The following is a 25067-nucleotide window of genomic DNA, read 5'->3' on the forward strand; positions in this document are numbered from 1 at the left end:
ATAAACGGCAAGGTTCCGGGATGGGCGCGTGAGCGTGGGGCGGACTATTCCTGCAGAACAGGGGGCGTGCTGTAGCCGCGCAGGCCGGTTCCATTGCAGGCCTGGCAGGTAACACGCTGACCCTGGCAATTGTCGCGCAATGCCCCCGAGGGGCAGCATGTGCCGTTGGAGTGGGTCCATTTTTCACAAATAAACACCTTGCCCGCACCCTGGCAGCGAGAGCAGGCAAATTTCCTGAAATCGTTCAATCCGCCTCCCGCCTCCTTCCCAAGCGCCCAGCAACGTCCATGGCCGGCATCGGGTTCCGCGCAAACGAACATTGGCGCTGGCGATATCATTAGCGCCATCTAATGCGCTGGCGAGATGACTTTCGTCACGACCCCGTGGGGCGGTGGCGGAGATGGCGAATTGGCAATCCTCTCGGGGTCTTCATGTTGAACAAAAGGATCAGGCGCGTCGGCTCGCACAAACTTCCCGCACCAGCCCGCGCAGCCAGCGATGCGCCGGATCGGCATCGAGCCTCGGGTGCCACAAAAGCGAGATCGTCAGCGCGGCGAGCTTCACCGGCAGCGTGAAGGTGAACAGGCCCTCGCGCAGGGTGCCCGTATAGCGCTCCGGCACGGTGGCGATGAGGTCAGAGCCGCGTGCCAACGCCAACGCCTCGGCGAAGCCGCCGACCACGGTCGTGACTTTCCGCGTCAGCCCGGCGCGTTCCAAGGCGTCGTCCACCGGGCCGCGGTCGAGGCCGCGGCGCGAGATCAATATGTGCCGGCCGGCGGCGAAGCGGGCGGCGGTGATGCGGCCTTCGCTCAAGGGATGGCCGGCCCGCGCGACGCCGACGAAGCGGTCGCGGAACAGCGCCTGCGCGCGTATCTCGGGTCCGGTCGAGCCGCCGACCACGCCGGTCTCCAGATCGACCGCGCCCCCGCGCATTGGGCCGCTGTCCTTGTCGGGCTTGGGCACGAAGCGCAGTTGCACGCCCGGCGCCTCCTCGGCCACGCGGGCGAGCAGCGCCAGACCGAAATTCTCGACGAAACCGTCGCTGTTGCGGAGCGTGAAGCCGCGGTCGAGCCGCGCAAGGTCGAGCTGTTCGGCCGGCCGCAGCACCGCTTCGGCCTCCGTCACCAGCCGGCCGACCTCGGCGCCGAGCTCGACGGCGCGCGGCGTCGGCACCAGGCCGCGTCCGGCGCGCACCAGAAGCGGGTCGCCGGTTGTCTCACGCAGCCTCGCCAGCGCCCGGCTCATCGCCGAGGGGCTGAGCTTCAGGCGCCGGGCGGCCTTGGCGACGCTGCCTTCGGCAAGCAGCACATCGAGCGTGACGAGCAGGTTGAGATCGGGTCGCGACATGGCGCGACCATAGCATGGATCCGTCGAACAGACATGGCGTCTGATGCACTATTCAAGTGCAAAGGCTGCGCGTTCCGCCATGTCAGCCGCGCGCTTATCTTCCCCGGCAAGTTCAAACCGACGGAGAAGAAATCATGGCCGACATCGCCGAAACCCGCGCCGCGCCTGAAAGCCATTCGACGGCGGGCGCGCTGGCCAGCCTGTCGCTTGCCATGCTCGTCTCCTCGCTCGCCACCAGCATAGCCAATGTCGCGCTGCCGACGCTGAGCCTAGCCTTCGCCGCGTCCTTTGCGGCCGTGCAATGGGTGGTGCTGGCCTATCTGCTCACCATCACCGCGCTGATCGTCAGCGTCGGGCGTCTCGGCGATCTTGTCGGCCGCCGGCCGCTGCTGATTGTTGGCCTGGCGCTGTTCAGCGCCGCCTCGTTTGCCGCCGCGCTCGCGCCGTCGCTGGCCTTTCTGATCGGCGCCCGCGCCGTGCAAGGCCTGGGCGCAGCGGTGATGATGGCGCTGACGATGGCCTTCGTCGGCGAGACGGTGCCGAAGGAACGCACCGGCAGCGCCATGGGTCTGCTCGGCACCATGTCGGCGGTCGGCACCGCACTGGGGCCTTCGCTTGGCGGCGTGCTGATCGCCGCCTTCGGCTGGCGCTCGATCTTCCTCGTCAACGCCGCGCTCGGCGCCGTCGCGCTGCTCGCCGCCTGGCGCTTCCTTCCAGCGGCGATACCCGCCAGCGAAGCGGTTGGCATCGTCCGCCGAGCGATACCCGCCAGCAAAGCGGCGAGCGTCGTCCGCTGGGCGACAGGCGTTCGTGGCGAGGCGAGGGGGCGCTTCGACACGCTTGGCACGCTGCTGCTTGCCGCCACGCTTGCCGCCTATGCGTTGTCCATGACCATGGGGCGCGGCCATTTCGGCGGCCTGAACATCGCGCTGCTCGGCGCGGCCGCGGCCGGCGCGGTGCTGTTCGTCATCGTTGAGGCCAAGGTGGCGTCACCCCTGGTCAAGCTCGCGCTGTTGCGCGACCCGGTGCTGGCGCCGAGCTTCGCCATGAACGCGCTGGTTTCGACGGTGATGATGGCGACGCTGGTCGTCGGTCCGTTCTTCCTGTCACGCGCCTTGGGCCTCGGCGACGCGGCAACCGGGGCCGTGCTGTCGATCGGCCCGGTCGTCTCGGCACTGTGCGGCGTCATTGCCGGGCGCGTCGTCGACCGCCTCGGCGCAGCGGCGATGGTCACCGCCGGGCTGGTGCTGATGGTCGCCGGCTGCGCCGCGCTGGCCGCGCTGCCAGGCCTCTTCGGCGTTGCCGGCTACGCGGCGGCCATCATCCTGCTCACGCCGGGCTACCAGCTTTTCCAGGCGGCCAACAACACGGCCGTCATGGCCGATGTCGACAGGAAGGAGCGCGGCGTGGTGTCGGGCATGCTCAGCCTCTCGCGCAATCTCGGCCTTGTCACCGGCACGGCGGTGATGGGCGCGGTGTTCGCCTTCGCCGTGGGCGCCAAGGATGTCGCGGCAGCAGCGCCGGGAGCCGTCGCGCACGGGATGGGATCGACCTTTGCGGTCGCGGCTGGGCTCGTGGTGGCTGCGATGATGATTGCGCTTGCCAGCGATTTGAGAGAGCGCCGCAGCACCTGATCCTAACAGACTGATCCTGGGAGCCCGGCCTGCGGCTCTGACAGGCCGGGCCGATGCCCTTGGAGGGGACATCGCTAACAGATGCAAGTATCGAAAGCGAGAAGTGTGGGCGGCGTCACTCAGGCCGATGCACGACTGAACTATAACGTCTCCACAGGCAGCGCGATTTGCAGGGTAGCGGTTCTGCCGGACTACCGGGCTGGCGCGGTGGGGAGGTCGAAACGATGCACGAAACGTGGTGGCGGCGGCGAGAAGCTCAGCCTCTTATTCCGGAATGTGAGCTTCGCTTTATGATGAAGCTCGGGCGTCTGGAACGCGACGAGGCAATGGGATTGCTTGGGCGATACCGTGGGGACCGCGAGGCGGTGTATGCCGCGTTGCTGAAGCGCGCTCTGGTCAGGGAGCGCAACATGCATCCGGTCTGACCGTTTCATTCTTGCCCTTCAGGAACTCATAGCCCGAGTTGTCCAGCCGGCCGCCGTTTCAATCCTGACTGGCCTGAATGGCACAGCGGCAATAGTCGGCGGATGGGTCGCCTCAACGAAAGCGGCTGCCGCCATCTCGACGGCATCGGCGGAATGATCGACTTTGTCGAGACGCTTTACCACGCGCTCATGCAGCATCGACAGCCTTGCGGCCCGGTGGCGATCGGCGCGGATCTCGCCGTTCATATCGAGGGGCGCGAATTCGAACATAACCATCCCCGCAAACGGCGACGCCGAGCGTTTGTTCCGATCGGTCCACGTGACAACGATGCGTCGGGATGGTTCGGGTCAAAAATGCTTCCGCGATCACGTAATTTCGCCGCCGCCCATGAGGTCTATCTTTGGCTGGCGGCGGTGCCCATTCCGCCCTTCGGCCGGTGCCTCAGCTACCCCAACGAACCCCCGCCCACTGCGGCACCGGCCTCACTCTCCCGCCCCTCACGCCGTCACCGGCCGCAAGGCGCTCGGCCTTCATTTCCAGTTCCGTCAGTTTCGACTTGATCTCATGCGGTTCCGCATGCTCGAGCCCTGCACCACGGCGGTGCAGGCGACCATGGCGACGACCATTCCGTAGGAGCCGGGCAAGCGTGACAGGAAGTCGGCGGCGCGAAAGAGAAGGTGGTTCATCGCCCGCCTACCCAAGCAATAACCCGGCTATCAGCACGGTGAGCAGCATCGACGCCGGCACGGCGAGAAGCCAGCGCGCCTCCAGAACACTGTTGCGGTCGTCGTTCATGTCCGTTGCTCCAGTTGGCAGCCGTGATGCTGCGGATTCGATGCCGGCAAACGAGCGCCGAGAACCTTCGTTCCGCCGATCGGGCGACGGTCGTAAGGCAATATCGGACTGAAGTCGGACCGGCCTGCGAAGAGGACCGAGCGTCGCAACCAAAGCCAGGGCTTCGCATTGGCAAGCGCGCCAATTTTCTGGCGCCGCCGACAGGAGCTCTCATGAACCTCGATAGACCGACAGACGATCAGGACGACCAGCCATACGAGCCGGCCTTCTTCGCCGACAAATACGGCCTGCCGTCGCGGCTGGCCAAGACGATGATCGAGGCCAATGGCGGCAGGCGGCGCGCCTGCGACGCCGCGGCCACGACCTACCTGAGATATGTCGCGCTTCGGCGCCAGCGGGGAGGTTGAACACCGCTGACGGCCGTGCTCGCCCGCCTGCCGCGATCCCACGCCGGGGCGCGGATCACACCGGAACCAAAGCAGCGAACAACGGTTTACCCCGGCGAAGGGATGATCGGAAATTAGGAAAAGAGCAATGAAAACAGTGCTTCTCGCTGCCCTGGCGCTCTGCGTCGCCGCCCCCGCCGTGGCTTCCGCGGCCGAGGCCGATATCGTCATCGGCACGCATCACAGGCATCACTATCATCACCGCCCGGCGGTCATCATCAATGAGGAAGGCCACCGCCTGCATCACCGCCATCACGGCACGGTCGCCTTCTATGACAATGGCGAGCGCGGCTGGCGTCACCGCCATCACCGCCGTCACGACACCGTCGTCGTCACCGGTTCGATCGGCCACCGGCACCATCATCGTCCGGTCGTGGTCGAGGACGGCTCCGACTACTGAGGTTCCATCGATCATTGAAGACAAATCCGGTTCCGGCTGGCGCGTCATGGTGCATCAGCCGGACCGGATTTTTATGATGCGTCGGGAGGATGCAATCTCCCTACGCTGCGCTTTTCAGCACGCCGGCCTGAACCAGTGCCGCCGCCGGGTTGAGGCTGTCCACCAGACCGGTCGGGATCAGGATGGTGGCGCCGCGCTCCTTGGTCGTCTCGTAGATGATGTTCATGGCGCGCAGTTGCAGCGCCGCCGGATGGTCGGCATAGGTGGTGGCCGCCTCGACGAATTTTGCAGCGACTTCCGCCTCGGCTGAGCCCAGGATGACGCGCGCTTCCTTCTCCCGCTCGGCCTGTGCCTGGCGCGACATGGCGTCCTGCAGCGCCACGGGGATGGCGACGTCGCGGATCTCGACCGACATCACGGTGATGCCCCATTGGGCCGTCTTGGCGCCGATGACGTCGCGCAGATGCGCGTCGGCGGCCTGGCGGTCGGCAAGCAGCGAGGAGAGCATCGAGGAGCCGATCATCTCGCGCAGCGAGGTCTGCGCCACGCGGTCGATCGCCTCGCGGTAGTTGGTGATTTCCAGCGCCGCCTGGCGCGCGTCATGCACGTGCCAGAAGATGACGGCGTCGACATTCACCGGCACCGTATCCCTGGTCAGCGCCTCCTCGGCGTTGAAGGCGGTGGTCTGGATGCGCTGGTCGATGACCGCCACGACATTGTCGAGGACCGGGACGATCATGAACAGGCCGGGACCGCGCACGCCAAGCAGGTTGCCGGCGCGCAGCACGACGAAGCGTTGCCAGGTGTTGGCCATCTTCAGCGAGGCGGCGATCAGCGCCGCGATGACGAAGAACGGCCCGCCCGCCCATGGCCCGGCAAGCGCGCCGACGCCGGCGCCGATGAGCGCAAAGACAGCGGTGAGGAAAAGGGTGATCGGATTCATGGATAAAGCTCCTGTGTCGCGGCCGGTGACAGGGTCGCGCGATGCCGCAACGGGCCTCGCGAGGAGCGTCGGCGGCCCGGGATGGGCCGCCTGGCCGGCATTCTGGGATCGATCACGCTTGTCGCGAGGGCAATCATCGCCGGCTGAGATTCATATGGTGCGGGATGAAAGATTTCGCCATGGGGCTGGTCACCGACGCGCAATCGCATAACAACCGCAAGTGGCCGGCCTCGTCGTGCTGCACACGCAGCTTGTCGCCAACGAGCGTGACCTGCTGCGCCGCCGTCGCCCAGCCGCCGGACTTCTGCTGCGTCAAGAACACGCGCGGCCAGTCCAGGCGGACAAGGCGCTCTACGCTGCCAAGGCAGGCGGACGCGACGCCACGCGGCTGGCTGTGCCGGACGTTGGCTTCCAAGCAACTCGGCTTCCACGCAAGGCGTCAAAAGCGATGGAACGCGGGCGCCGGCGCGCGCCCAGGCATCAATCCGCCTCGCCGCCTGAACCCTTGCCGCACGCTGCCAGCACCTTGCCGATTGCGGCGCCTGAGCCTTTCAGCGGAAAGCTTGCCGCGCCATATTTGTCGGCGGAAACCGTCACGTCGCCCTTGCCGCGCAAGAGCGCCAGCAACGGGTCGGCGGGACCGGAGAGCTCGGCGGTGAAGTAATTGTACATCGCCTCGAGCTCGAGCTTTTTGGTCACGCTCTTGCCCCCGGCCTTGAAGGTGAAGGAGCCGCTGATGCCGGGCTCGAGCTGTCCGCCGGCGGCGCCCAGATCATAGCTCAGCACCGGTCTGTCGAAGCAGGCCAGCATCAGATGCGCATCGCCCTTCGGCCCGCCGCAGACCGACGCCGTCATCACGCTGCCGCCCTCGTCTTCTTCCATCTTGGCGGACCAGGCGCACGAGGCGGCATGGGCGGGCGCTGCGGCCAGCAGGGTGGCCGCGATGGGAGCAGCCACGATGAATTTTGCCAATCCGTTTTGCATGGTCGCCCTCCGAGACATGTGGCGACCATACAGGACTTATGGTGGCGTGGCATCCTCGGGAATGCGAAGGAAATGGCGCTTAACACCTTTCCGAAGCGCGGATTGCAGCCTCGACCTTGCCGAGCGCCGGCAGCACTGCCTGGAACGCGCTCCGCGCCGCCGATGTCGGGCCGGGCTCGGTCGTCGTGCTGCTCGGCACGGGCGGCGTCTCGATCTTCACGCTGCAGCTCGCCAAGGCGGCCGGGGCCACCGTCATTACTTGGTCCTCGGACGAGAAGCTCGATCGGGCCAAGGCGCTCGGCGCCGATCACCTGATCAATTACCGCGCGACCCGACTGGGACGGCAAGCTGCTGGAGCTGATCGGTCGTCGACAAGGTGTTTTCGCAGAACGAGGCAACCGAGGCCTACACTCACATGGCCGCCGGCGGCGTGCATTTCGGCAAGCTGGTGTTCGGGTTGGACTGGTAGCCGACGTTGGAGATTGGCGAAAGAGATGGGCGACCGATCTCCCCCACGAGGGACCCCACGTGGGGGAGATTGGCGGCTTTGCCGCCGGCTCCACAGCCTGGATCCGCTTTCCGCTACGATCGGCAGGGCGCCGCCGATTCGAGCTGACATTTCCGAGTATTCTTGAAATTTTCCGATCGGGTCGATGAAATTCGGGTGAGTTCTTGTCCAGAACAGCAACGGAATTGTCCTAGCATGCATAGATATTTTGCGGCTCTGGACAAGATGTGAACTGGTCCAATACGGTGCCCGTGCAAGTGAAGACGCGCGCGCAGAAAGGCCAGGTTGCCCTTGAAAAAGAACGTCTTCTCGTCGCTCGACCTGCCTGGGCATCTCGACGACCGCGCGCGCTTCGCGCTCTGGCAGGACATCCACGTCGCCGAGATATGGTCGGTCGAATATGCCATCTCGGCCAATCAGCCATTCGCGGCCGAGATCGAAGCCACGCCCGTCGGGCCGGTGGTGCTGGGGCAGATGGCCGGAACCATCCGGCATGCCAGCCGCAAGGCCCGCAACATCGCCGACGATGGCCGCGACGGCTATCTCCTCCTGATCAACCATGGCGACACCAGGCTGAGCGGCGCCCAGGCCGGCCGCGACTACAGCGTGGGCAAGGGCGAGGCCGCGCTGGTATCTGCCTCGGAGGCGCTGGAAATGAGCGGCGGCGACAGCAATGTCTGGGCCAACATCGTCGTTCCGCGCGAGATCCTGGAGAGTGCCTTCGCCCATGTCGAGGACCGGCTGGCACTGACCGTGGCGGCCGACAATGAGGCGCTCGGCATGCTCAGGCGCTATTGCAACTTCCTGGAAGCTGGTCCGGCTCTGGTGTCGCCGGACCTTGTCACCCATGCCACCGAAACGATCGTCGATCTGATCGGCCTGGTAACCGGCGCCAAGGGCGAGCCCGCCGAGCTCGCTGGCATGCGCGGCCTGCGCGCGGCAAGGCTGCAGGCAATCCTCGACAAGATCAGGGACAATTTCGCCGATCCGGCCATCTCGGCCCAGCGCGTTGCCCAGCAGTTGCGGCTCTCGCCCCGCTATGTCCATGACCTCTTGCAGGAAAGCGGGGTGAGCTTCGCCGAGCGCGTTCTCGAATTGCGCTTGCAAAGGGCCCATCGCATGCTTTCCGACAGGCGCAACGACCGTATGCGCATCAGCGAGATCGCGCTGCTGAGCGGCTTCTCAGACGTCTCCTATTTCAACCGCTGCTTCCGCCGCCGCTTCGGCTCGACGCCGAGCAGCGCCAGATAGTTCGCCGGCCAGGCTAGCGCGTAGCAATGCTGATCTCTGTTTGCGTGAACAGATAGGAACCCGGCCTCGCGCCGGGTTTCTTGCTTGTGCCGGAAACGAAAAAACGCCGGCCGACGTGAGCCGGGAGGCGCCAATGCCGCGGTCGCCGGGAGTGAGCGCGCCTGTCGGCTGATGCCGAACTGCCACACTGGCCGGACATGCGCGGCAGCACTTTCCCGGACAATTCCGGTGCGGTCCAGCCCAAGACGCGGGCTGCGAACAATGCAACATCGTGGCTCTCGACGTTAACTGGATCTCCGCTGAGCATTTCCGCAGCGGGCGAACGCAACACCCATGGGGCAGCAAACAACAATGAAAACGATTCTTCTCGCCACGGCCGTTATTCTCGCATCTGTCGGCATGGCGCCCGCGGCGGACATCAATGAAACCTTGCCCATTGCCGCCGATTACGACTGGTCCGGGCTCTATGCCGGCGTTCACTTCGGCTACGCCGCCGGAAAATCCAATCTCTTCATCTCCGGCGGTGGTATTGGGGGCACCGATATTAACGCTCCTGTCGATCCGGACGGTTTCATTGGCGGCATCCATATCGGCTTCAATCAGGAGATGGCGAACCGCTTCGTGCTCGGTGTTGAGGCGGACATTGCGTACAGTAACGTCGAAGGACTGACGACCCTTGCCAATGGCGGCAGCACTATCCTTAAGAGCGAGCTCCAGTGGTCGGGGTCGGCGCGGCTGCGCGCCGGCTATGCGTTCGATCGGACGTTGCCTTACATCACTGCGGGCGTGGCCGCGGCCAAGTATGAAATTATCGGCATCACCGGCACCTCCAGTGGTGACATACCGCTCCACGACGACACCCATGTTGGCTGGACGGTTGGAGCCGGCGTCGAGCACGCCTTCACCGATAAATGGATCGCTCGCGTCGAGTACCGCTACTCCGATTTCGGCAGCAAGGCTCTCTCGATCGCATCCGGTCTTCCCACGGCGACGAGTGTCGATCTCAAGACGCACGATCTGCGGGTCGGCCTCAGCTACAAGTTCTGATCCGACAGATCGCACGAAACCCTGGCCTCGCACCGGGGTTTGCTTGTGGTGGGGGGAGAGGCGACAGGAATGAGCAGGCCGGTCGGCTGGTGGCCGGATGGCCACACTGGCGCGTCAAGTGCGGCAGCGCTTTCCAGGACAATTCCGCTGCGGTCCAGCCCAAGACGCCGGACGGCGAACAATGCAAGACCGACCACGGCATTCGTCCGGACCGCAGGACGCATATTCGAATTCGGGGACTCCTAATGCATCGCTTTTCAATCACCGCCGCGTCGCTGGTCGCCACGACGTTCGCGTACGCCGCCGACGCACCGCAGCCGCTGGCCGGAGAGACGGTGGTGACGCCGCATATTTCCGGCTACGGCGAGATCTACCTGGGCGGGCTTCGCTTTACCAGCATCGGCGACACCGTGCACGCCGCAGGGGGCGCCGCCCGCGTCAACATTCCGTTCGCCCAGCGCTGGAACTTCCAGGGCGACCTCACCTATGACCGGATCTGGGACGACGATTTCGCTCATTGGGGCGGCGTCGGCGGCGCGATCCACGGATACTACCGGGACCCCGACAGATTTGCCGCCGGTGTGTTCGCGACTTATACGTCGGTGGACTTTGGCGATTTCGACGGGAAGGCGAGTTCCTGGACCGTCGGTCCGGAAGCCCAGATCTACTTCGGCAATCTTACCCTTTACGGGCAGGCTGCCTTTGGCCGGGCAAACGAGGATTCCCTCAACTCCGACCAATGGAACGTCCGCGCCGTCGCACGCTACTTCGTCCAGGATAACCTTCGCCTGGATGCGGAACTCAGCTTCAGCAGAACGGACCAGGGGGTGAACCTGGACGTATCCGGCGGCGCTCTCCAGGCCATGTACCGGTTCAACGACACACCGTGGTCAGTGTTCGCGCGCTATCAATTGGAGCAGACGAAGATCGGTTCAACCGACCTCGGCGAGACCCACAAATACCTGGTGGGCCTGCGCGCCTCCTTCGGCAGCAAGTCGCTGTTGGAGGAGGATCGCAACGGCGCGGCCATGGACACCTACCGGCCCAACGAGGTGAAGAATTTGAGCGTGAAATGATCGGTGCCGCCCACATCGCGCGGGGTGCTGTTCCGCTGTCTTCCGGCGACAAGCACCCTCGCCGGACCGGCTGAAACAGCTCCGCCAGATTGCCGGACGGATCGATCTTCAATATCTGCGATCCGCCTGGACCCGGGACGATTTCATTGCGGAAGCTGAGACTCGCCGCCCGCAACCGGTCAACCTCCTCCGCAAGATCCTCGACGATCAGATGGATGCGGTTCCAGCCTCCAGGGCCTGGCCGCTTGCCGTCGGGCATTGGCCGGCCCGCCGAACTGGTCGGACTGTTGTTGCGGGTTCTGTCATCGCCCCAGCTGTTTCGTTGCCAAAGCAGGTTTCTTCGATCTGGTGGAAGGGCCGACCGCGAGGTCGTCGGGATTTGGCGAAAGCGACGGAGCCGTAGCCTCTACCTTGAGCGGAAAATTACTCGATCAATTTTTCCAGCGTGATCGGCAAATCCCTTATCCTCTTGCCCGTCGCATGGAACACTGCGTTGGCAATCGCCGGCGCGATGCCGACGATTGCCAGTTCGCCCACGCCCTTGCCCCCAAGGGCGGAGGAGTGCGGGTCGGGGATGCCGACCGAGATCGTCTGGATGTCGGGGATATCGGCGTTGGTCGGCAGCATGTAGTCGGCGAAATTGCCGTTGACGATGCGGCCGTGGCGGCGGTCGACGATGCCTTCTTCGAGCAGTGCCTGGCCGATGCCCATGATGATGCCGCCCTTCCACTGGCTTTCCGCCAGCTTGGGGTTGTAGAGGCGGCCCGAATCCAGCGCCGACACCACGCGCGACACGCGCACCGTGCCGAAATCCTCGTCGACGCGCACCTCGACGAAATGCGCGCACCAGGAATGGCGCGAATAGTCGCCCTCGGTGTGCGGGATCGACATAGCGATCGTGGTATAGTTCTTGTAGCGCTCTTCCGGCGTCGTGCTGGCCGGCAGCGTGTCGCCCTTGGCTTCGATCTGGTCGCGGCCGACGGCGGACATGAATTCGGCGATCGACAGTTCCGGCCCCTCGCCGCGCGGCGAGGCGATGCGCCCGTCCTTTACCGACAGTGTGTTTGCCTGCAGCTTCTGGAAGGGCGAGCGCGGGTCGGAAAGCGCCAGCCCGATCAACTCGTCCAGCGCCTGGCCGGCCGCCTTGTAGACGGCGCCGGTCATGACGCCGGCCAGCCGCGAGCCGCCGGTGACGCCGGCGCGGGCAAAATGCGAGTCGCCAAGCTTTACCGACACATGCTCCACCGGCACGCCGAGCGTCTCGGCCGCGGTCTGCGCCAGGATCGTGTAAGTGCCCTGGCCCATGTCGATGGAGGAGCTTTCGACCTCGACCGAACCGTCGGCCATGAGCTTCACCACCGCCTCGCCATGCGCGCGCCGCACCGGATAGGTGCCGGCCGCCATGCCCCAGCCGATGAGCTGGCGGCCGTCGCGCATCGAGCGTGGCTGAGGCGAGCGCTTCGCCCAACCGAAAGCTTCGGCGCCGGCGGCAAAGGCCTCGCGCAACTGGCGTGTCGACCATGCCTTCTTCGCATGCGGATCCTGTTCGGCATAATTGATCAGCCGCATCTCCAGCGGATCGATCCCGAGTTCATGGGCAAGCTCGTCGATGGCGCATTCGATGCCGAAGGTGCTCGGGTTCTCGCCCGGCGCGCGTTTTGCTCCCGGCACCACCGTGTTGACCCGCACGACATTCTGCTTCGAGGAGAAGTTGGGCGTGGCGTACATGATCGAGGTGACCGAGCCGAGCGGCTCGACCCACATGCCGTCGACGGCCGTCTCGTTGACGCCGCGGTGCACGATCGACTGGATCCTGCCGTCGCTGTCGGCGCCGATGGCAACGGTCTGCCGCGTCGCGGCGCGGCCGCCATAGGACGTAAAGTTCTGCGGACGATTGAGCACCAGCTTCACCGGGCGCCCGAGCATCCTGGCGGCAGCCGCCGCGACCGCGCTATGGGCGAGCGCCAGCGCCTTGGAGCCGAAGCCGCCGCCGATATAGGGCGACACCAGCCGCACATTCTCGAACGGCACGCCGAACCACTCGGCGTAGGTGCGCGCCATGCCGTCGAGCCACTGGCTCGGCTCCCAGATGGTCAGCTCCTCGCCCTCCCAGCGCGCGATCAGTCCGTGCGGCTCCATCGCCGCCTGGAATTCGCGCGGCGTGTTGTAGGCCACGCAGACGCGAACGGGTGCAGCGGCGAACGCCGCCTGCGCGTCGCCCCATTCCTTGGTCATGGCATCGATCGGGATACCGTCGCCGGCCTTGCCGTCGCTCAGGTCGACGATGGCCGGGCTCTCGTCATACCAGACCTTGACGAGTGCGGCCGCCGCCACCGCCTGCTCGAAAGTCTCGGCCACCACGGCCGCGACATGCTGGCCGGAAAAGGTGACCTCGCGCACGAGCGGCGCGTAGGTCGGCTGCGACGGCGGGTTGCCGAGCCAGTCCGATGCGCCCTTCAATTCCATAATGGTGTCGGGCGTCAGCACGGCAAGCACCCCCGGCGCGGTCTCGGCCGCGCGGGTGTCGATGGCAGTCACCTTGCCGGCCGCGATGGTCGCGCCTACCAGCACCGCATGCACCAGCCCCTCAAGCTGCTGCTCGAAGGCGTATTTCGCTGCGCCCGTGATCTTGGCCGGGCCGTCGACGCGTGACAGGCGCCCGCCAACCGCCTCGAGGCGCGCGCTGTCGGACGCGGCGTGTTTCATGTCATGAACGGTCATGCCGTCTCTCCCAATTTGAGGATGGCGCGCGCGATCACGCGCGGCGCCAACGCGATCTTGTAGTGGTTGGCGCCATGGTCGACGGCGCCCTGCATGGCGAGCTCGCTCGCCTCGCGGATCATGTCTTCGTCGAGCGCCTTGCCCTTCAGCGCTTCCTCGACGGCGCGTACGCGCCACGGCTTGGTGGCGACGCCGCCGAGCGCGACGCGGATGTCGCGGACAGTGCGGCCATCGCCTTCGAGCTCCAGCCCTACTGCTGCGCTGGCTGCGGCGAATTCATAGGACTGGCGGTCACGCACCTTGATGTAGGTCGAGCGCCGGGCTGCGGCCGAGCCGGGGATTTCGATGGCCGTGATGACCTCGCCGGGGCGGATGTCGTGCTCCTGTTCGGCGGTTGCGCCGGGGGCGAGGAAGAAGTCCTCGACCCTGAGCTTGCGCTCGCCGAGATCGACCTCGGCGTCGAAGGCGACGAGCGCCACCGCCAGATCGCCCGGATAGGTGGCGATGCAGGCGTCGCTCACGCCGAGCACCGCATGGCCGCGCGTCACCCCGCCGATCGCCGAGCAACCGCTGCCCGGCGCGCGCTTGTTGCAGGCCGGGAAGTTTTGCGGATCGCGGAAATAGGGGCAGCGCGTGCGCTGCATCAGGTTGCCGCCGATGGTCGCCATGTTGCGCAGCTGCGCCGAGGCCGCCTGCCACAGCGCCTCCGACACAGCCGGGAACAGGCTTTTCACCTCGGCATTGTCGGCGACATGGCTCATCTTCGCCAGCGCGCCGATCACCGCGCGCTCGGCGGTGACATCGATGGCCTCGAGCCCCTCGATGTGACTGATGTCGATGACGGTCGAAGGTTCGGCGACGCCGCATTTGGCGAGGTCCACCAGCGTCGTGCCGCCGGCCAGCAGCATGGCGCCGGGAAGGGCGGCCGCGTTGCGCGCGGCTTCCACACTGTCGGCGCGAAGGTAGGAAAAATCTCTCATGTGCGCAGCTCCTGTGCGGCTTGGCGGACCGCGGCGACGATGTTCGGATAGGCGCCGCAGCGGCAAAGATTGCCGGCCATGTATTCGCGGATCTCTTCGTCGGAGCCGGCATGGCCCTCGCGGATGCAGGCCACCGCCGACATGATCTGCCCCGGCGTGCAGTAGCCGCACTGGAAGGCGTCCTGTTCGAGGAAGGCGGCCTGCACGGCGTGCAGCGTGCCGTCCTTGTCGGTGAGCCCTTCGATGGTGGTGATCGAGCGGCCTTCGACCTGGGCCGCCAAGGTCAGGCAGGCGAGCACGCGCTCGCCGTCGACATGCACGGTGCAGGCGCCGCACTGGCCCTGGTCGCAGCCCTTCTTGGTGCCGCTGAGATGCAGCCGGTCGCGCAGCGCGTCGAGCAGCGTCACGCGCGGCTCGATCTCCAGCGCGTGGTCGCGGCCGTTGATGGTGAGGTTGAGGGAAAGTGTGGTGGGACTGGCCTTCCCGTTCAAGACGTGGCCGTCTTCGGGAGGATCGATGATTGTCTGGCTGGTCATAGGGCGTCGGGCTCCGATTGCTGGACGCTAGGCGGATGGAAATGGGGCTTGGGAGGAGAGGGGCAAGGGTAACGGCAGCCTGGACGCGACCTTCGCGGTCGTCATCCTCGGGCTTGACCCGAGGATCCATGCCTCGACGTTTGCCGAGAAACGCGGCAGGCCAGAATTCTGCACCGTAGCCGCGCTCGCAGGGTATGGCATGGATCCTTGGGTCTGCGCCGCGTCGATTCGCTCCTTGCTTCGCCCTAGGATGACGAACTCACGAGCGGATTCGCCAACCACAGATGTCGCAGAACGCGCCTCGCTCCAGCGGGCAGGGAAAGCTTCCCGTCCTTCTCTACGTGACATACCGCTTCCCCTGGTTATATGATAAAGCCACTCCACTAAAGCGGAGGTGCCTCCGTTTATTTAACTGGGGTCTGGCCAGCCATGGTTCAACCCCCCATATTGCATTGGTGGAGAAAAAAGTGCCCGACCGGGAAATGACCGCTGAAGCGACGCGCGACGCGCAGGCGCCAAAGCCATTGCGCGCCGATGCGCAGCGTAACCGCGACAGGCTGGTCGAGGTGGCGGCGCAGACTTTCGCGAGCGACGGCGTCGATGCCTCGCTGGAGGAGATCGCCAAGCGGGCAGGGGTCGGCATCGGCACGCTCTATCGCCATTTCCCGACGCGCGAGCATCTGGTCGAGGTGGTCTACCGCCGCGAGGTGGAAGGCCTCTGCCACGCGGCCGAGGAACTGGTGCGCGACCATCCGGCCGATGTCGCGCTGGAGCTCTGGATGCAGCGCTTCGTCGACTACATCGCCACGAAGCGCGGTCTTGCCACCAGCCTGCGCCTTTTGCTCACCACCAACTCGACGCTGTTCTCCGACACCTCCGGACGCGTCTCCGGCGCCATGAGAGGCCTGATCGAGGCCGCCGCCGCCGCGGGGAAAATCCGCGCCGACGTCGACGCTTCCGATGTGATGCACGCGCTGGGCGGCATCTACTCCGCGCCGAACACGCCAGAGTGGCGTGAGCGTTCGGGGAGGCTGGTGAAGCTTTTGATGGATGGGTTGCGGTTCGGGGCGAGGGGCTGAGGCGCCGCAGCTGCCGGCGCCACCAGTTCCCCCTCGACTGGCATTCCTCAACCCACGGCCTACATAGTCGGCACCACCCTCCCTTCCAAAAGGATCCCCCATGTCCGAACATCTCACATTGAACGACGGCGCCGCCATCCCGCAGATCGGCCTAGGCGTGTGGCAGGTCGATCCCGACATCACCGCCAAGGTCGTTCGCTGGGGCGTCGAGGCCGGTTACCGGCTGATCGATACCGCCGAGGGCTATCGCAACGAGGAAGGCGTCGGCGAGGCGATCCGTTCGGCCGGCGTGCCGCGATCCGAACTCTTCATCACCTCCAAGCTGCGCAACGGCGCGCATCGGCGTGATGCGGCATTGCGCGCCTTCGACGATACGATGCAAAAGCTCGGCATCGACCGGATCGACCTCTTCCTCATCCACTGGCCGGTGCCCAGCCAGAACAAATATGTCGAGGCCTGGAAGACGCTGGTCGAACTGCAGAAGGCCGGCCGGATAAAATCGGTCGGCGTGTCGAACTTCAACCAGGACCATCTGGAGCGCATCATCGGCGAAACCGGCGTGACGCCGGTCGTCAACCAGATCGAACTGCACCCGCGTTTCCAGCAGCGCGACAAGCGCGAATTCCACGAGAAGCACAACATCCATATCGAGAGCTGGAGCCCGCTGGGCAGCGGCCGGCTGCTTTCCGACCCGACGCTGGAGAAGCTGGCGAAGAAGCACGGCAAGTCGGTGGCGCAGGTGATCATCCGCTGGCATTTGCAGGAAGGGCTGGTCGTCATCCCGAAGTCGATCCACCAGGAGCGTATCGCCGGCAATTTCGACGTCTTCGGTTTCGAACTCGACAGCGAAGACATGCAGACCGTTCACGGTCTGGATTCGGCCGACGGCCGGACGGGACCCGATCCAGCCACGGCGGCGTTCTTGTTCTGAGACGCTGCGCCCCTATTGGTGCGGCGTCGGAACCTCCAATCTTCCCACTGATGGGGAAATGAGCAGTTCTGCCGACGACATGCTGCCGTCATCCGGTGAGCGCAGAAATGGTCTTTCGGGACGTCAATCCGGTGACGAAGCTTCGTATCTCGTCAACCAGGCGGTCGCAATCTTCACCCCAGATCACGTGGTCTCTGCCGGCCAGCTCGACGTATCTCGCGCCTTGGATGTGGGTTGCCAAATAACGCCCTTCCTCTGGGCGCACCCAACGGTCGTCCGTCCTCTGCACGACCAGCGTCGGGACTAGGATCGCCGGCAGGATGTCGCGGACGTCGACTTCGGTACCCCAGCGCCAGAGCGCGATTGCATCGGCGGGCGAGGCCGAATTCCGGAGATAGGCGGCGAACCATTCGCGTTCGACCATGTTTTCGGTCAGGCTCGGTGCTGCGTTGCTCATGTCGGCGGGCTTGCCCCATTGCCGCTCCACGGCCGCTACATCATCGTCCACCTGCGCTACAGTTCTTGCCCAGGGATACTCTTTTGACCAAGTGCCCTTGGCGTAGGTTCCATTGAGCACCAGCGCGGACGTACGCTCGGGATAGGTGGTGGCGAAAAGCATGCACATCGGACCGCCCTCCGAGCTGCCGAACAACACCGCTCGCGTGGAGCCGACTGCGTCCAGTACCGCACGCACATCCTCCATGCGCTCTTCCAGCGTCGGCAGGCCGACATTGCGGTCGGATAGACCGGTGCCGCGTTTGTCGAATCGGATCAGGCGTGAAAAGGTGCCGAGCCGCTTGAGCACATGCGCGAAGCGCGGCGAGCCCCAGGCAAGGTCGAGATTGGAGACCCAGCCGGGCACGTATATGAGGTCAACCGGCCCTTCGCCGGTCACCTGATAGGCAATGTTGATTCCTGCCGATTTGACGTAATGGGTGGCCGGTGGCATCGGCTCGCCGCCGGAAAGGCTCCCACCGGCATTTGCCCCCGAACCGGCCGCCGGCTCGGCGGCCGCAACTGGACGCTTCGGGTAGGGCGATGAGCTCATCCGGCGTGTCCGCAGAGCCTCGTACAGTTGGCGCGTTTCCAGTTCTGGCGGCAGCCCGAGATCTCTCTCCAGCGCCTCACGGCAGAGCTCATACTGTTTAAGGGCAAGGTTGATGCGGCCCTGCGCGGCATAGGCCCTCATCAATGCCCGGTGGATATCTTCGCGCAGGGGCTCCATTGCGAGCAGTCGCGCAGCCGTGCGCGCACAGGATGAAAGGTCGTTCGACGCGCCGTAATGCGCCACCAGCCTTTCCAGCGCTGCAACCGCGATCGTTCTCAGGCGCTCGCGTTCAACTCGAAGCCAGTCCTCGAACGGCTCCTCTTTCAAGCCAAGACCGTCGAGCAGGTCGCCGCGGTAGACGGCGAGTGCCTGCTCGAGGTGTTCGGGCGACGATCCTGTCGCAAGCGTCTCGAACCGGGCGACATCGAAGTCGATCTCGTCGAGATACAGGGCGACACTGGCGCCGTCCGTCACAAACCCTCCACTGCCGCACTTGTGCATGGCCTTTCGGATGGCCGAAACGGCTTGCCTGAGGCTCATCCGGGCCTGCGTTTCGCCATTCAAGCTCCAGAGCAGGGCGGCCAGCTTCTCGCGCGATTGTGCCTGTCCGGCTTGCAGGGCGAGATAGGCCATCATCGCCCGTGCCTTACGGCTCAAGGTTGGAGCAGCCGCGCCACTACTGGCGAGATCAAATCCGCCCAGAAGATAAAGATGAGGCCCTATCATTGGGTTCGGCCCCGGCCACGGTTATGGCAATTCTTTCGCTTCGCCCCTGCTAATTCAACCGCTATCTGTCCCAAGCGGTCTTTTTCACGTTTCGATCACGCTGCCTTCTCCAGCTTTATCACGGTCGCGCCAGAGAGTTGGCCGAACCTGAAACGTGGGAGAACCTCAATGCTGCCATTCAGCCCGACCGACTGGCCCTTCCGGCAAGATGATGGTTTCTACCGGCCCCAAGGCAACCCACCCGCAATCTTTCGTCACGACATCGCCCAGGCGCGGTACTTGGAGCGGCAGCTAGCTCAACGGTTTCCCGGCGCTCCCAGAACAAGTCTGCCAATGCTCGTGAGCCGGCTTCTTGCCTTGGCGGCGTCGGCCCGCGCAGCGCTCTCTCGCCGGCGTGCCGGGCGAGGACCCGCCTCGTTTCGGCTTTGAAAGCCTGCCTTCCGATCCACGGCGGGCTTCACCCTAAATCCCGTCTCCGTCCACCAGCGGCACGTCCTCGCCCTCCCATGGGCTCGGCATCGACCCGCGTCCGGCGGTCGGCAGCGGCATCCAGCATCTGAGCTCCGGCTCGGCATATTCGACGACGCGGCCAGGCGAGGAGTCCGACGCCCGCCAGCCTTCCTCGCCGAACTGGTCGGCGCGCGACCAGTAGGCCATGTCGACCTCGGCCGGCCCTTGTTCGGAAGAGCGCACCGTCACCAGGATGCGGCTGCCGTCCCGCGGCGCACTCGCCATGTTGCGCCATTGGTCGGTGTCGTCCATGCGATCTCCTCCAGAAACAGACACTTGGCCCGGTTCGGCGATTCAAGGCGTGAACCGGTCCCTGATACGGATAGTCGCCGTCCGCCGGGGAGGGGTCAACCCGGTTTCACACATGCACGTCGCCGAACGACAACTCGCCGTCATCGGCGCGGACCAGGAATGCCGCGGCAAGCAGCGCGAGATAGCAGGCGGCCACCCCGCACACGACGACGACGCCAGGGATGGGGCCAAGTGTCGCCACCCGGAACGTGTCGACGAGCGAGGCACCGAAGCCGATGGGTGAACCGTCGCGCGACAGGCTTGGCGTGGTGATCTTCAGGATCCAGGCAAGCAGCAGGATCGTGTACATGAAGATGTAGTTGCGGCGCAGCCGCCTGATCAGCGCCGCGCGCTGCGAGATCAGGAAACGCGGCGAGCGGAGGCCTTCGCCGAGGATGGCCAGCCAGTTGGAGGCATAGTCGGGCTGCGGCGAAAAAATCTGCGCGAAATAATAGCGCTCGAACTGCCGCACGCGGGCGCGGTAGACGTCGAAAAAGCGGTAGCGCCGCGCCTCGATCCACAAAAGCAGGGTGATCAAAAGCATGGCGAACAAAAGCACGCCGTGATGCGCGGAGGGCGTCGACAGCGACACCGACAGCATCGCCGCCACCACGGTGATCGCCCAGTTGCTGGTGCGGTCGAGCCGGTCGCGCCAGCCGGCCATGCGCGCGATCTCGGCGCGATGGAAATGCGACAGCGTCGTGGTGAATTCGGGAGAACTAAGCTTCAGCGCCAGCGCATCGGAAGCGCGCGGCGGTGCTGCCTTCTCGGTTGATGTTGCCGGCGCGTTCGCCTCGGTGGATTTCGGGGCCGTGGCCGCGTCGGTGGATTTTGCGGCCTTCGTCTGGGACATTGTGCCACGCGCCTCCCGCCGCAATGGCCGGCCGCGTCCCGACTAAGAACAGCCCAGCCACATCCCGTATAACACAACGTGCGGTCGACCCAAAATGTTCCCGCCTTTTCAGGCGGATAAATCAGGATGCAAGCGGGGAAGACCACCATTAGCGCGCCGCGGAAAGGGCAGCACATCGGCTATCGGCCTGGCATGCTGGGCTACCGCCACCGCCTCGATCACAAGGTCGAGCGCCGCAAGCGCCGCGCGGCTCGTTTCATCGTCGCCACGCAGGTAATGGCAGGCCCGGTCGAGGTGCAGGTGGGCGGCGGCAAAGTCGCTTTTCATTAGCTTCTCCTTGTTGCCCGCCACGGCGCGACCATCGCCGAGTCGCTTTACCGGGAAGCAAAGATCGGCGGCGGCATTTGAATAGAATTGTAGGGAAGCGCTGGAACTGCTGTTCTCCCCTTGTGCGGGAGATTAGCAGCTTCGACGCCCTGCAACCGAACCACCGGCCAAACCGTTATGACGCGAAATCGAGGGGAGACAGCTTGTCCAAAATACTCAATCGGCGTTGGTCGATCGCGCTTGGTGCTGCGGCGCTCGCCCTGATGCCCGCCGTCGCCTTCGCCGCCGAGAAGACAGGCATGTCCTCGGAAGGCATTTTCGTCGCCGAGGTGATCCTGCTGCTTGTCGTCGGCCGCGGCATCGGCGAGGTGCTGGAAATACTGGGCCAGCCGGCGGTGATGGGACAGCTGATCGGCGGCATCCTGCTCGGGCCCTCGCTGCTCGGCTGGGTCTGGCCGGCGGCCGAGCGGCTGATCTTCGCCGGTGACCCATCGCAAAAGTCGATGATCAACGCCATCGCCCAGCTCGGCGTCCTGATGCTGCTCCTGCTCACCGGCATGGAGACCGATTTGAGGTTGGTGCGCCGCGTCGGCCGCGCCTGCTTTTCCATCTCGGCCGCGGGCGTCGCCATACCCTTCGCGCTCGGCTTCGTCGCCGCCCAGTTCATGCCGGCCACGCTGCTTGCCGCCGGCAGCGAGCGCATCGTCGCCGGGCTGTTCCTCGGCACCGCGCTCTCCATCTCCTCGGTCAAGATCGTCGCCATGGTGGTGCGCGACATGAACTTCATGCGCCGCGACCTCGGCCAGATCATCGTCTCCTCGGCCATCATCGAGGACACGATCGGCTGGGTGATCATCGCCATCACCATCGGCATCGCCACCAAGGGGCGCATCGAGATCGGCAGCCTGGCCTTCACCATCGCCGGCGTCGCCGCCTTCATGGCGTTTTCCTTCACGCTAGGGCGCCGCATCGTCTTCGACGCCATCCGCTGGACCAACGATACTTTCCGCTCGGAATACGCGGTCGTCACCGTCATCCTCGCCATCATGGGCGCCATGGCGCTGATCACCGACCTGATCGGTGTGCACACCGTGCTCGGCGCCTTCGTCGCCGGCATATTGGTCGGCGAGTCGCCTATCTTGTCGCGCCACATCGAAGGGCAGTTGCGTGGCATCATCACCGCGCTGTTCATGCCGGTCTTCTTCGGCGTCGCCGGCCTGTCGGCCGATCTCACCGTGCTTATCGATCCGCAACTCGCGCTGCTCACCGTGGCGCTGGTGGTGATCGCCTCGATCGGCAAGTTCGGCGGCGCCTTCATTGGCGCGGAAGTCGCCGGCATGAGCCGCGCCGAAGGCATCGCTGTCGGCTGCGGCATGAATGCGCGAGGTTCCACGGAGGTCATCGTCGCTTCGATCGGCCTGTCGATGGGCGTGCTTTCGCATAACCTCTTCACCATGATCGTCACCATGGCCGTCATCACCACTTTGATCATGCCGCCGACCTTGCGCTGGGCGCTGCGCCGCCTGCCGATGGGCGAGAAGGAAAAGAAGCGGCTGGAGCGCGAGGAGGTCGACCAGCGCGGATTCGTCGCCGGTCTGGAGCGGCTTCTGGTGGTAGTCGACGAGGGCGTCGTCGGCCGCTTCGCCGCCTATCTCGCCGGCGTCATCGGCGCCGGCAAGCCGACGACGGTGCTGCATTCCAGCGGCGAGATCGACGCCGAGCCGACCGAGGGGCTGCATCTGGAGGAGATCGAGAAGGGTGCGGAGGACAGCCGCGAGGCGGCGAAAAAGGGCGACGAGACGCCGGCGCGCGAAGCGCCGGTCACCCGCCGCCAGCATGAGGTGCTTTCGGCCGAGGCGGTCGCCAAGGAGGCGCGCAAGGGCTACGGCATGCTGCTCGTCGGCCTCGGCCGCGCGGTCACCCCCAAGGGCGGCTTCTCGCATCGGCTGAATGAAGTCGCCGGCGCCTTTGACGGGCCGCTCTGCCTGGTGTTGAAGCCGGCGGCCGCTGGCCGCCAGATGCCTCGGCTCGGCCCGGGATCCGGCAAGATACTGGTGCCGGTCAACGGCACGGCGGTTGCGCGCCGAGGCGCCGAACTGGCTTTGGCCATCGCCGCCGTCACCGGCGCGCCGGTCAAGATGCTCTATGTCGCCAGGGTCGGCCGCGACGAGCCGCGCGACACGGTCTCGCATCGCCGCCGAGAGGCGGTGCTGAAGGACATCGTGGCCCTTGCCGACCGCTACGGCGTCGAGATCGAGACGGCCATCCGCTCGCGGGCCGCCGCCGCCGATGCCATCGCCCGCCAGGCCGGCCGCAGCGTGGCGTTGATCGTCATGGGCGTGGCGCGGCGCCAGGGCGAGGAGCTGATTTTCGGCGAGACGACGACGGCCGTCCTGCGCCGCGGCCCATGCCCGGTGGTGCTGATCTCCGACGAGCGGGTGAAACGCGACGAGAGCGACCGTGAGGCCGTGCGCACGGGCACCGGTAACGGATAAGGCGGCCGATGGCTGTCGAAGCGGTATCTTCAGCTTGCCGATCGCCGACGTTTGGCACGGGGCCGCGAGCCCTTTGGACGAGGACCTTGCTGCGCCAGGGGAGGCGCCTCGACGGCGGGCGATACCGTCCCCGTGGGCCGTTCCGACTACACGCCAATGGTGATGGACAATCTATCGGCCTGAAACTGGACGCCATCGGTCTTCCGCATCGCGCGCGCCAGGCGTCAGCGGCCGCCTTTCCGCCAGGCAGCCGCTTGCCCAATCAGCGTCACGCCATCTGCAGCTTCTGCCGGCTGGGCTGCGGCGGGAAGGCGATGGCGATGCCCGCGGCGCCCAGCCCGATCAGCGCCGAGCCGATGAACAGCCAGTGATAGCTGGCGGTGGCGTCGTAGATCATGCCGCCGGCAAGCGGCCCCAGCGACATGCCGAGGCTGGAGAGCATCGTGGCCGCACCGAGGATGGTGCCGATGATGCGCAGGCCGAAATATTCGCGCGCCAGCACAGCGTAAAGCGGCATCACGCCGCCATAGGTGGCGCCGAAGATGACGGCCAGAAGATAGAACTGGTCGAGCTGGCCGACGGTGAGATAAGCGGCGATCACCAGCCCCTGGATGGCGAGCCCGGTGACCAGCACCGGCTTCACGCCCAGCCGGTCGCCGAGCATGCCATAGAGAATGCGCCCGCCAAGGCCGGCGAGCCCCTCGACGCTGTAGATCGATACGGCCGCCATCGGCGCCACGCCGCAGGACATGGCATAGCTCACCATGTGGAAGATCGGGCCCGAATGCGCCGCGCAGCAGGCAAAGAAGGTGAGGCCCAGCACGATGAATTGCGGCGAGCGCAGCGCCTGGCCGACGCTCATGCCGGGATCGTCGGCGGCTGGCGCCGGCGTGCCGTCGCTTGCCGCGACCGCCGCCGGCGGCTGGCGCACCAGGAAGACGGCGGGCAACAGCAGCACCCAGGCCATGACGCCGATATCGAACATGGCAGTGCGCCAGTCATAGGCCGTGATCAGCCAGCGGGCGAAGGGCGAGATGGTCATCGGCGCGACACCCATGCCGGCCGAGACCAGCGAGACGGCAAGGCTGCGGTTGGTGTCGAACCACGCGGTGGTGAGCGCGATCATCGGCGCGAAGAAGGCGCTGGCCGCCAGCCCGACGATGACGCCGTAACTGAGCTGGAAAACCAGCAGCGAATTGGCGCGGCTCGCCACCACCAGCGACAGTCCAAGCAGCACCGCGCCCGCAAGCACGACGGGCCGCGCGCCGACCCGGTCATAGATCGCGCCCCAGGCGAAGCCGCCGAGGCCCATCACTAGGAAATTCAACGTCATGGCGCTGGAAATGCCGGTGCGCGACCAGTTCGTGTCGAGCGACATCGGCTCCAGAAAGATCGCCAGCGAAAACATGGCGCCGAGCGCCACGCAGGTCATCAGCGCGCCCGCCGCGACGATGACCCAGCGATAGGAATGGTTCATGGTTCTGCTCCCATGCCGAAAAGGCATCCTGTTTGATGCGGCACGGTTTTTCCAGTCCACCGGGCCGTTTGCGTCCGAAGGACGCCAGGGCGGGAGCCGATCCTACAATCTGGTTGCATTTTTTATCCGGATTTTGGCGCCCAAGAGAGTGGAAAGGCGCCGACGGGGAAGTCAGCGCTCCGCGAAATCGCCCTCTCTGGCATCTTCCAAGCACTTGCTTGGGGACAAGTCCGCTC

23 protein-coding genes and 2 pseudogenes are annotated in these 25067 nt (G+C 65.5%); 10 read left to right on the forward strand and 15 right to left on the reverse strand.

Annotation, left to right across the window (positions count from 1 at the left end):
• Positions 1–447: 447 nt before the first annotated feature.
• Entirely contained in the window at positions 448–1347 is a 900-nt protein-coding gene (locus tag FJ957_RS12705; RefSeq protein WP_140831766.1) for a LysR family transcriptional regulator, read from the reverse strand.
• 134 nt (positions 1348–1481) lie between these two features.
• Between FJ957_RS12705 and FJ957_RS12710 the strand changes: the two genes are divergently transcribed.
• Positions 1482–2981, forward strand: coding sequence for an MFS transporter (locus tag FJ957_RS12710; RefSeq protein WP_140831768.1), 1500 nt, complete (start codon positions 1482–1484; stop codon positions 2979–2981).
• Between the two features lie 443 nt (positions 2982–3424).
• Here the strand turns inward: FJ957_RS12710 and FJ957_RS12715 are convergent, their stop codons facing one another.
• Entirely contained in the window at positions 3425–3676 is a 252-nt protein-coding gene (locus tag FJ957_RS12715) for a hypothetical protein (RefSeq protein WP_140831769.1), read from the reverse strand.
• A gap of 276 nt (positions 3677–3952) precedes the next feature.
• Entirely contained in the window at positions 3953–4093 is a 141-nt protein-coding gene (locus tag FJ957_RS31820) for a hypothetical protein (RefSeq protein WP_181180561.1), read from the reverse strand.
• A gap of 321 nt (positions 4094–4414) precedes the next feature.
• On the opposite strand from FJ957_RS31820, the gene FJ957_RS12720 reads away from it, so the two are divergent.
• Both FJ957_RS12720 and FJ957_RS12725 read left to right on the forward strand, forming a co-directional pair.
• Positions 4415–4609: a hypothetical protein gene (locus FJ957_RS12720; protein WP_140831771.1), complete on the forward strand. Its 195-nt coding sequence runs from the start codon at positions 4415–4417 to the stop codon at positions 4607–4609.
• A gap of 127 nt (positions 4610–4736) precedes the next feature.
• Positions 4737–5048, forward strand: coding sequence for a hypothetical protein (locus FJ957_RS12725; RefSeq protein ID WP_140831773.1), 312 nt, complete (start codon positions 4737–4739; stop codon positions 5046–5048).
• Positions 5049–5148: 100 nt separating this feature from the next.
• On the opposite strand, the gene FJ957_RS12730 is transcribed toward FJ957_RS12725, so the two are convergent.
• The 3 genes from FJ957_RS12730 to FJ957_RS12740 form a co-directional block, all read right to left on the reverse strand.
• Entirely contained in the window at positions 5149–5991 is an 843-nt protein-coding gene (locus FJ957_RS12730) for a slipin family protein (RefSeq protein WP_140710825.1), read from the reverse strand.
• Positions 5992–6124: 133 nt separating this feature from the next.
• Complete coding sequence (locus tag FJ957_RS12735; RefSeq protein WP_140831775.1) at positions 6125–6406, reverse strand: hypothetical protein; 282 nt, start codon at positions 6404–6406, stop codon at positions 6125–6127.
• Between the two features lie 65 nt (positions 6407–6471).
• A complete protein-coding gene (locus tag FJ957_RS12740; RefSeq protein WP_246685827.1) occupies positions 6472–6975 on the reverse strand; it encodes a hypothetical protein in 504 nt (167 codons plus the stop codon).
• 104 nt (positions 6976–7079) lie between these two features.
• Between FJ957_RS12740 and FJ957_RS32520 the strand changes: the two are divergent.
• The 4 genes and pseudogenes from FJ957_RS32520 to FJ957_RS12760 form a co-directional block, all read left to right on the forward strand.
• Positions 7080–7444 (forward strand): annotated as a pseudogene (locus FJ957_RS32520) (zinc-binding dehydrogenase); the annotation flags it as partial.
• Positions 7445–7774: 330 nt separating this feature from the next.
• Positions 7775–8734, forward strand: a complete 960-nt coding sequence (locus FJ957_RS12750; protein WP_140831776.1) for an AraC family transcriptional regulator — start codon at positions 7775–7777, stop codon at positions 8732–8734.
• 351 nt (positions 8735–9085) lie between these two features.
• Entirely contained in the window at positions 9086–9781 is a 696-nt protein-coding gene (locus FJ957_RS12755) for an outer membrane protein (protein WP_181177529.1), read from the forward strand.
• 245 nt (positions 9782–10026) lie between these two features.
• On the forward strand, positions 10027–10857 hold the full coding sequence (locus FJ957_RS12760) for a hypothetical protein (protein WP_140831780.1): 831 nt from the start codon (positions 10027–10029) through the stop codon (positions 10855–10857).
• A gap of 58 nt (positions 10858–10915) precedes the next feature.
• Here the strand turns inward: FJ957_RS12760 and FJ957_RS32210 are convergent.
• The 4 genes and pseudogenes from FJ957_RS32210 to FJ957_RS12780 form a co-directional block, all read right to left on the reverse strand.
• Positions 10916–11146 (reverse strand): annotated as a pseudogene (locus tag FJ957_RS32210) (VOC family protein); the annotation flags it as partial.
• Between the two features lie 134 nt (positions 11147–11280).
• Positions 11281–13578, reverse strand: a complete 2298-nt coding sequence (locus tag FJ957_RS12770) for a xanthine dehydrogenase family protein molybdopterin-binding subunit (protein WP_140831782.1) — start codon at positions 13576–13578, stop codon at positions 11281–11283.
• Positions 13575–14558, reverse strand: a complete 984-nt coding sequence (locus FJ957_RS12775; protein WP_140831786.1) for a xanthine dehydrogenase family protein subunit M — start codon at positions 14556–14558, stop codon at positions 13575–13577. Before FJ957_RS12775 ends, FJ957_RS12770 begins: the two co-directional genes overlap by 4 nt.
• On the reverse strand, positions 14555–15094 hold the full coding sequence (locus FJ957_RS12780; RefSeq protein ID WP_140831789.1) for a (2Fe-2S)-binding protein: 540 nt from the start codon (positions 15092–15094) through the stop codon (positions 14555–14557). Before FJ957_RS12780 ends, FJ957_RS12775 begins: the two co-directional genes overlap by 4 nt.
• A gap of 482 nt (positions 15095–15576) precedes the next feature.
• On the opposite strand from FJ957_RS12780, the gene FJ957_RS12790 reads away from it, so the two are divergent.
• Together FJ957_RS12790 and FJ957_RS12795 are read left to right on the forward strand one after the other, a co-directional pair.
• A complete protein-coding gene (locus tag FJ957_RS12790; RefSeq protein WP_140831915.1) occupies positions 15577–16173 on the forward strand; it encodes a TetR/AcrR family transcriptional regulator in 597 nt (198 codons plus the stop codon).
• Positions 16174–16273: 100 nt separating this feature from the next.
• On the forward strand, positions 16274–17104 hold the full coding sequence (locus FJ957_RS12795; RefSeq protein ID WP_140831793.1) for an aldo/keto reductase: 831 nt from the start codon (positions 16274–16276) through the stop codon (positions 17102–17104).
• An 88-nt stretch (positions 17105–17192) separates the two neighbouring features.
• Here FJ957_RS12795 and FJ957_RS12800 read toward each other — a convergent pair whose 3' ends face one another.
• The 4 genes from FJ957_RS12800 to FJ957_RS12815 all read right to left on the reverse strand — a co-directional run bounded on the left by FJ957_RS12800 (position 17193) and on the right by FJ957_RS12815 (position 20859).
• A complete protein-coding gene (locus FJ957_RS12800) occupies positions 17193–18788 on the reverse strand; it encodes an alpha/beta fold hydrolase (RefSeq protein WP_246685828.1) in 1596 nt (531 codons plus the stop codon).
• A gap of 552 nt (positions 18789–19340) precedes the next feature.
• The gene (locus tag FJ957_RS12805) at positions 19341–19640 is read right to left on the reverse strand and encodes a hypothetical protein (protein ID WP_140831796.1); all 300 of its coding nucleotides are present in this window, start codon (positions 19638–19640) and stop codon (positions 19341–19343) included.
• 106 nt (positions 19641–19746) lie between these two features.
• Entirely contained in the window at positions 19747–20532 is a 786-nt protein-coding gene (locus tag FJ957_RS12810; protein ID WP_140831797.1) for a DUF2270 domain-containing protein, read from the reverse strand.
• 108 nt (positions 20533–20640) lie between these two features.
• Entirely contained in the window at positions 20641–20859 is a 219-nt protein-coding gene (locus FJ957_RS12815) for a hypothetical protein (protein ID WP_140831799.1), read from the reverse strand.
• Positions 20860–21122: 263 nt separating this feature from the next.
• On the opposite strand from FJ957_RS12815, the gene FJ957_RS12820 reads away from it, so the two are divergent.
• The gene (locus tag FJ957_RS12820) at positions 21123–23354 is read left to right on the forward strand and encodes a cation:proton antiporter (RefSeq protein ID WP_140831916.1); all 2232 of its coding nucleotides are present in this window, start codon (positions 21123–21125) and stop codon (positions 23352–23354) included.
• Between the two features lie 268 nt (positions 23355–23622).
• Here the strand turns inward: FJ957_RS12820 and FJ957_RS12825 are convergent, their stop codons facing one another.
• On the reverse strand, positions 23623–24831 hold the full coding sequence (locus tag FJ957_RS12825; protein ID WP_140831801.1) for an MFS transporter: 1209 nt from the start codon (positions 24829–24831) through the stop codon (positions 23623–23625).
• Positions 24832–25067 lie beyond the last annotated feature (236 nt).

The organism is Mesorhizobium sp. B2-4-6, from assembly GCF_006442775.1.
In the GTDB taxonomy this organism is placed as follows: domain Bacteria; phylum Pseudomonadota; class Alphaproteobacteria; order Rhizobiales; family Rhizobiaceae; genus Mesorhizobium.

Coding starts and splice junctions, on each gene's coding strand:
- FJ957_RS12705 (WP_140831766.1), bottom strand. CDS start 1,347: ATGTCGCGACCCGATCTCAACCTGCTCGTCACGCTCGATGTGCTGCTT.
- FJ957_RS12710 (WP_140831768.1), top strand. CDS start 1,482: ATGGCCGACATCGCCGAAACCCGCGCCGCGCCTGAAAGCCATTCGACG.
- FJ957_RS12715 (WP_140831769.1), bottom strand. CDS start 3,676: ATGTTCGAATTCGCGCCCCTCGATATGAACGGCGAGATCCGCGCCGAT.
- FJ957_RS31820 (WP_181180561.1), bottom strand. CDS start 4,093: ATGAACCACCTTCTCTTTCGCGCCGCCGACTTCCTGTCACGCTTGCCC.
- FJ957_RS12720 (WP_140831771.1), top strand. CDS start 4,415: ATGAACCTCGATAGACCGACAGACGATCAGGACGACCAGCCATACGAG.
- FJ957_RS12725 (WP_140831773.1), top strand. CDS start 4,737: ATGAAAACAGTGCTTCTCGCTGCCCTGGCGCTCTGCGTCGCCGCCCCC.
- FJ957_RS12730 (WP_140710825.1), bottom strand. CDS start 5,991: ATGAATCCGATCACCCTTTTCCTCACCGCTGTCTTTGCGCTCATCGGC.
- FJ957_RS12740 (WP_246685827.1), bottom strand. CDS start 6,975: ATGCAAAACGGATTGGCAAAATTCATCGTGGCTGCTCCCATCGCGGCC.
- FJ957_RS12755 (WP_181177529.1), top strand. CDS start 9,086: ATGAAAACGATTCTTCTCGCCACGGCCGTTATTCTCGCATCTGTCGGC.
- FJ957_RS12760 (WP_140831780.1), top strand. CDS start 10,027: ATGCATCGCTTTTCAATCACCGCCGCGTCGCTGGTCGCCACGACGTTC.
- FJ957_RS12770 (WP_140831782.1), bottom strand. CDS start 13,578: ATGACCGTTCATGACATGAAACACGCCGCGTCCGACAGCGCGCGCCTC.
- FJ957_RS12775 (WP_140831786.1), bottom strand. CDS start 14,558: ATGAGAGATTTTTCCTACCTTCGCGCCGACAGTGTGGAAGCCGCGCGC.
- FJ957_RS12780 (WP_140831789.1), bottom strand. CDS start 15,094: ATGACCAGCCAGACAATCATCGATCCTCCCGAAGACGGCCACGTCTTG.
- FJ957_RS12790 (WP_140831915.1), top strand. CDS start 15,577: ATGACCGCTGAAGCGACGCGCGACGCGCAGGCGCCAAAGCCATTGCGC.
- FJ957_RS12795 (WP_140831793.1), top strand. CDS start 16,274: ATGTCCGAACATCTCACATTGAACGACGGCGCCGCCATCCCGCAGATC.
- FJ957_RS12800 (WP_246685828.1), bottom strand. CDS start 18,788: ATGATGGCCTATCTCGCCCTGCAAGCCGGACAGGCACAATCGCGCGAG.
- FJ957_RS12805 (WP_140831796.1), bottom strand. CDS start 19,640: ATGGACGACACCGACCAATGGCGCAACATGGCGAGTGCGCCGCGGGAC.
- FJ957_RS12810 (WP_140831797.1), bottom strand. CDS start 20,532: ATGTCCCAGACGAAGGCCGCAAAATCCACCGACGCGGCCACGGCCCCG.
- FJ957_RS12815 (WP_140831799.1), bottom strand. CDS start 20,859: ATGAAAAGCGACTTTGCCGCCGCCCACCTGCACCTCGACCGGGCCTGC.
- FJ957_RS12820 (WP_140831916.1), top strand. CDS start 21,123: ATGCCCGCCGTCGCCTTCGCCGCCGAGAAGACAGGCATGTCCTCGGAA.
- FJ957_RS12825 (WP_140831801.1), bottom strand. CDS start 24,831: ATGAACCATTCCTATCGCTGGGTCATCGTCGCGGCGGGCGCGCTGATG.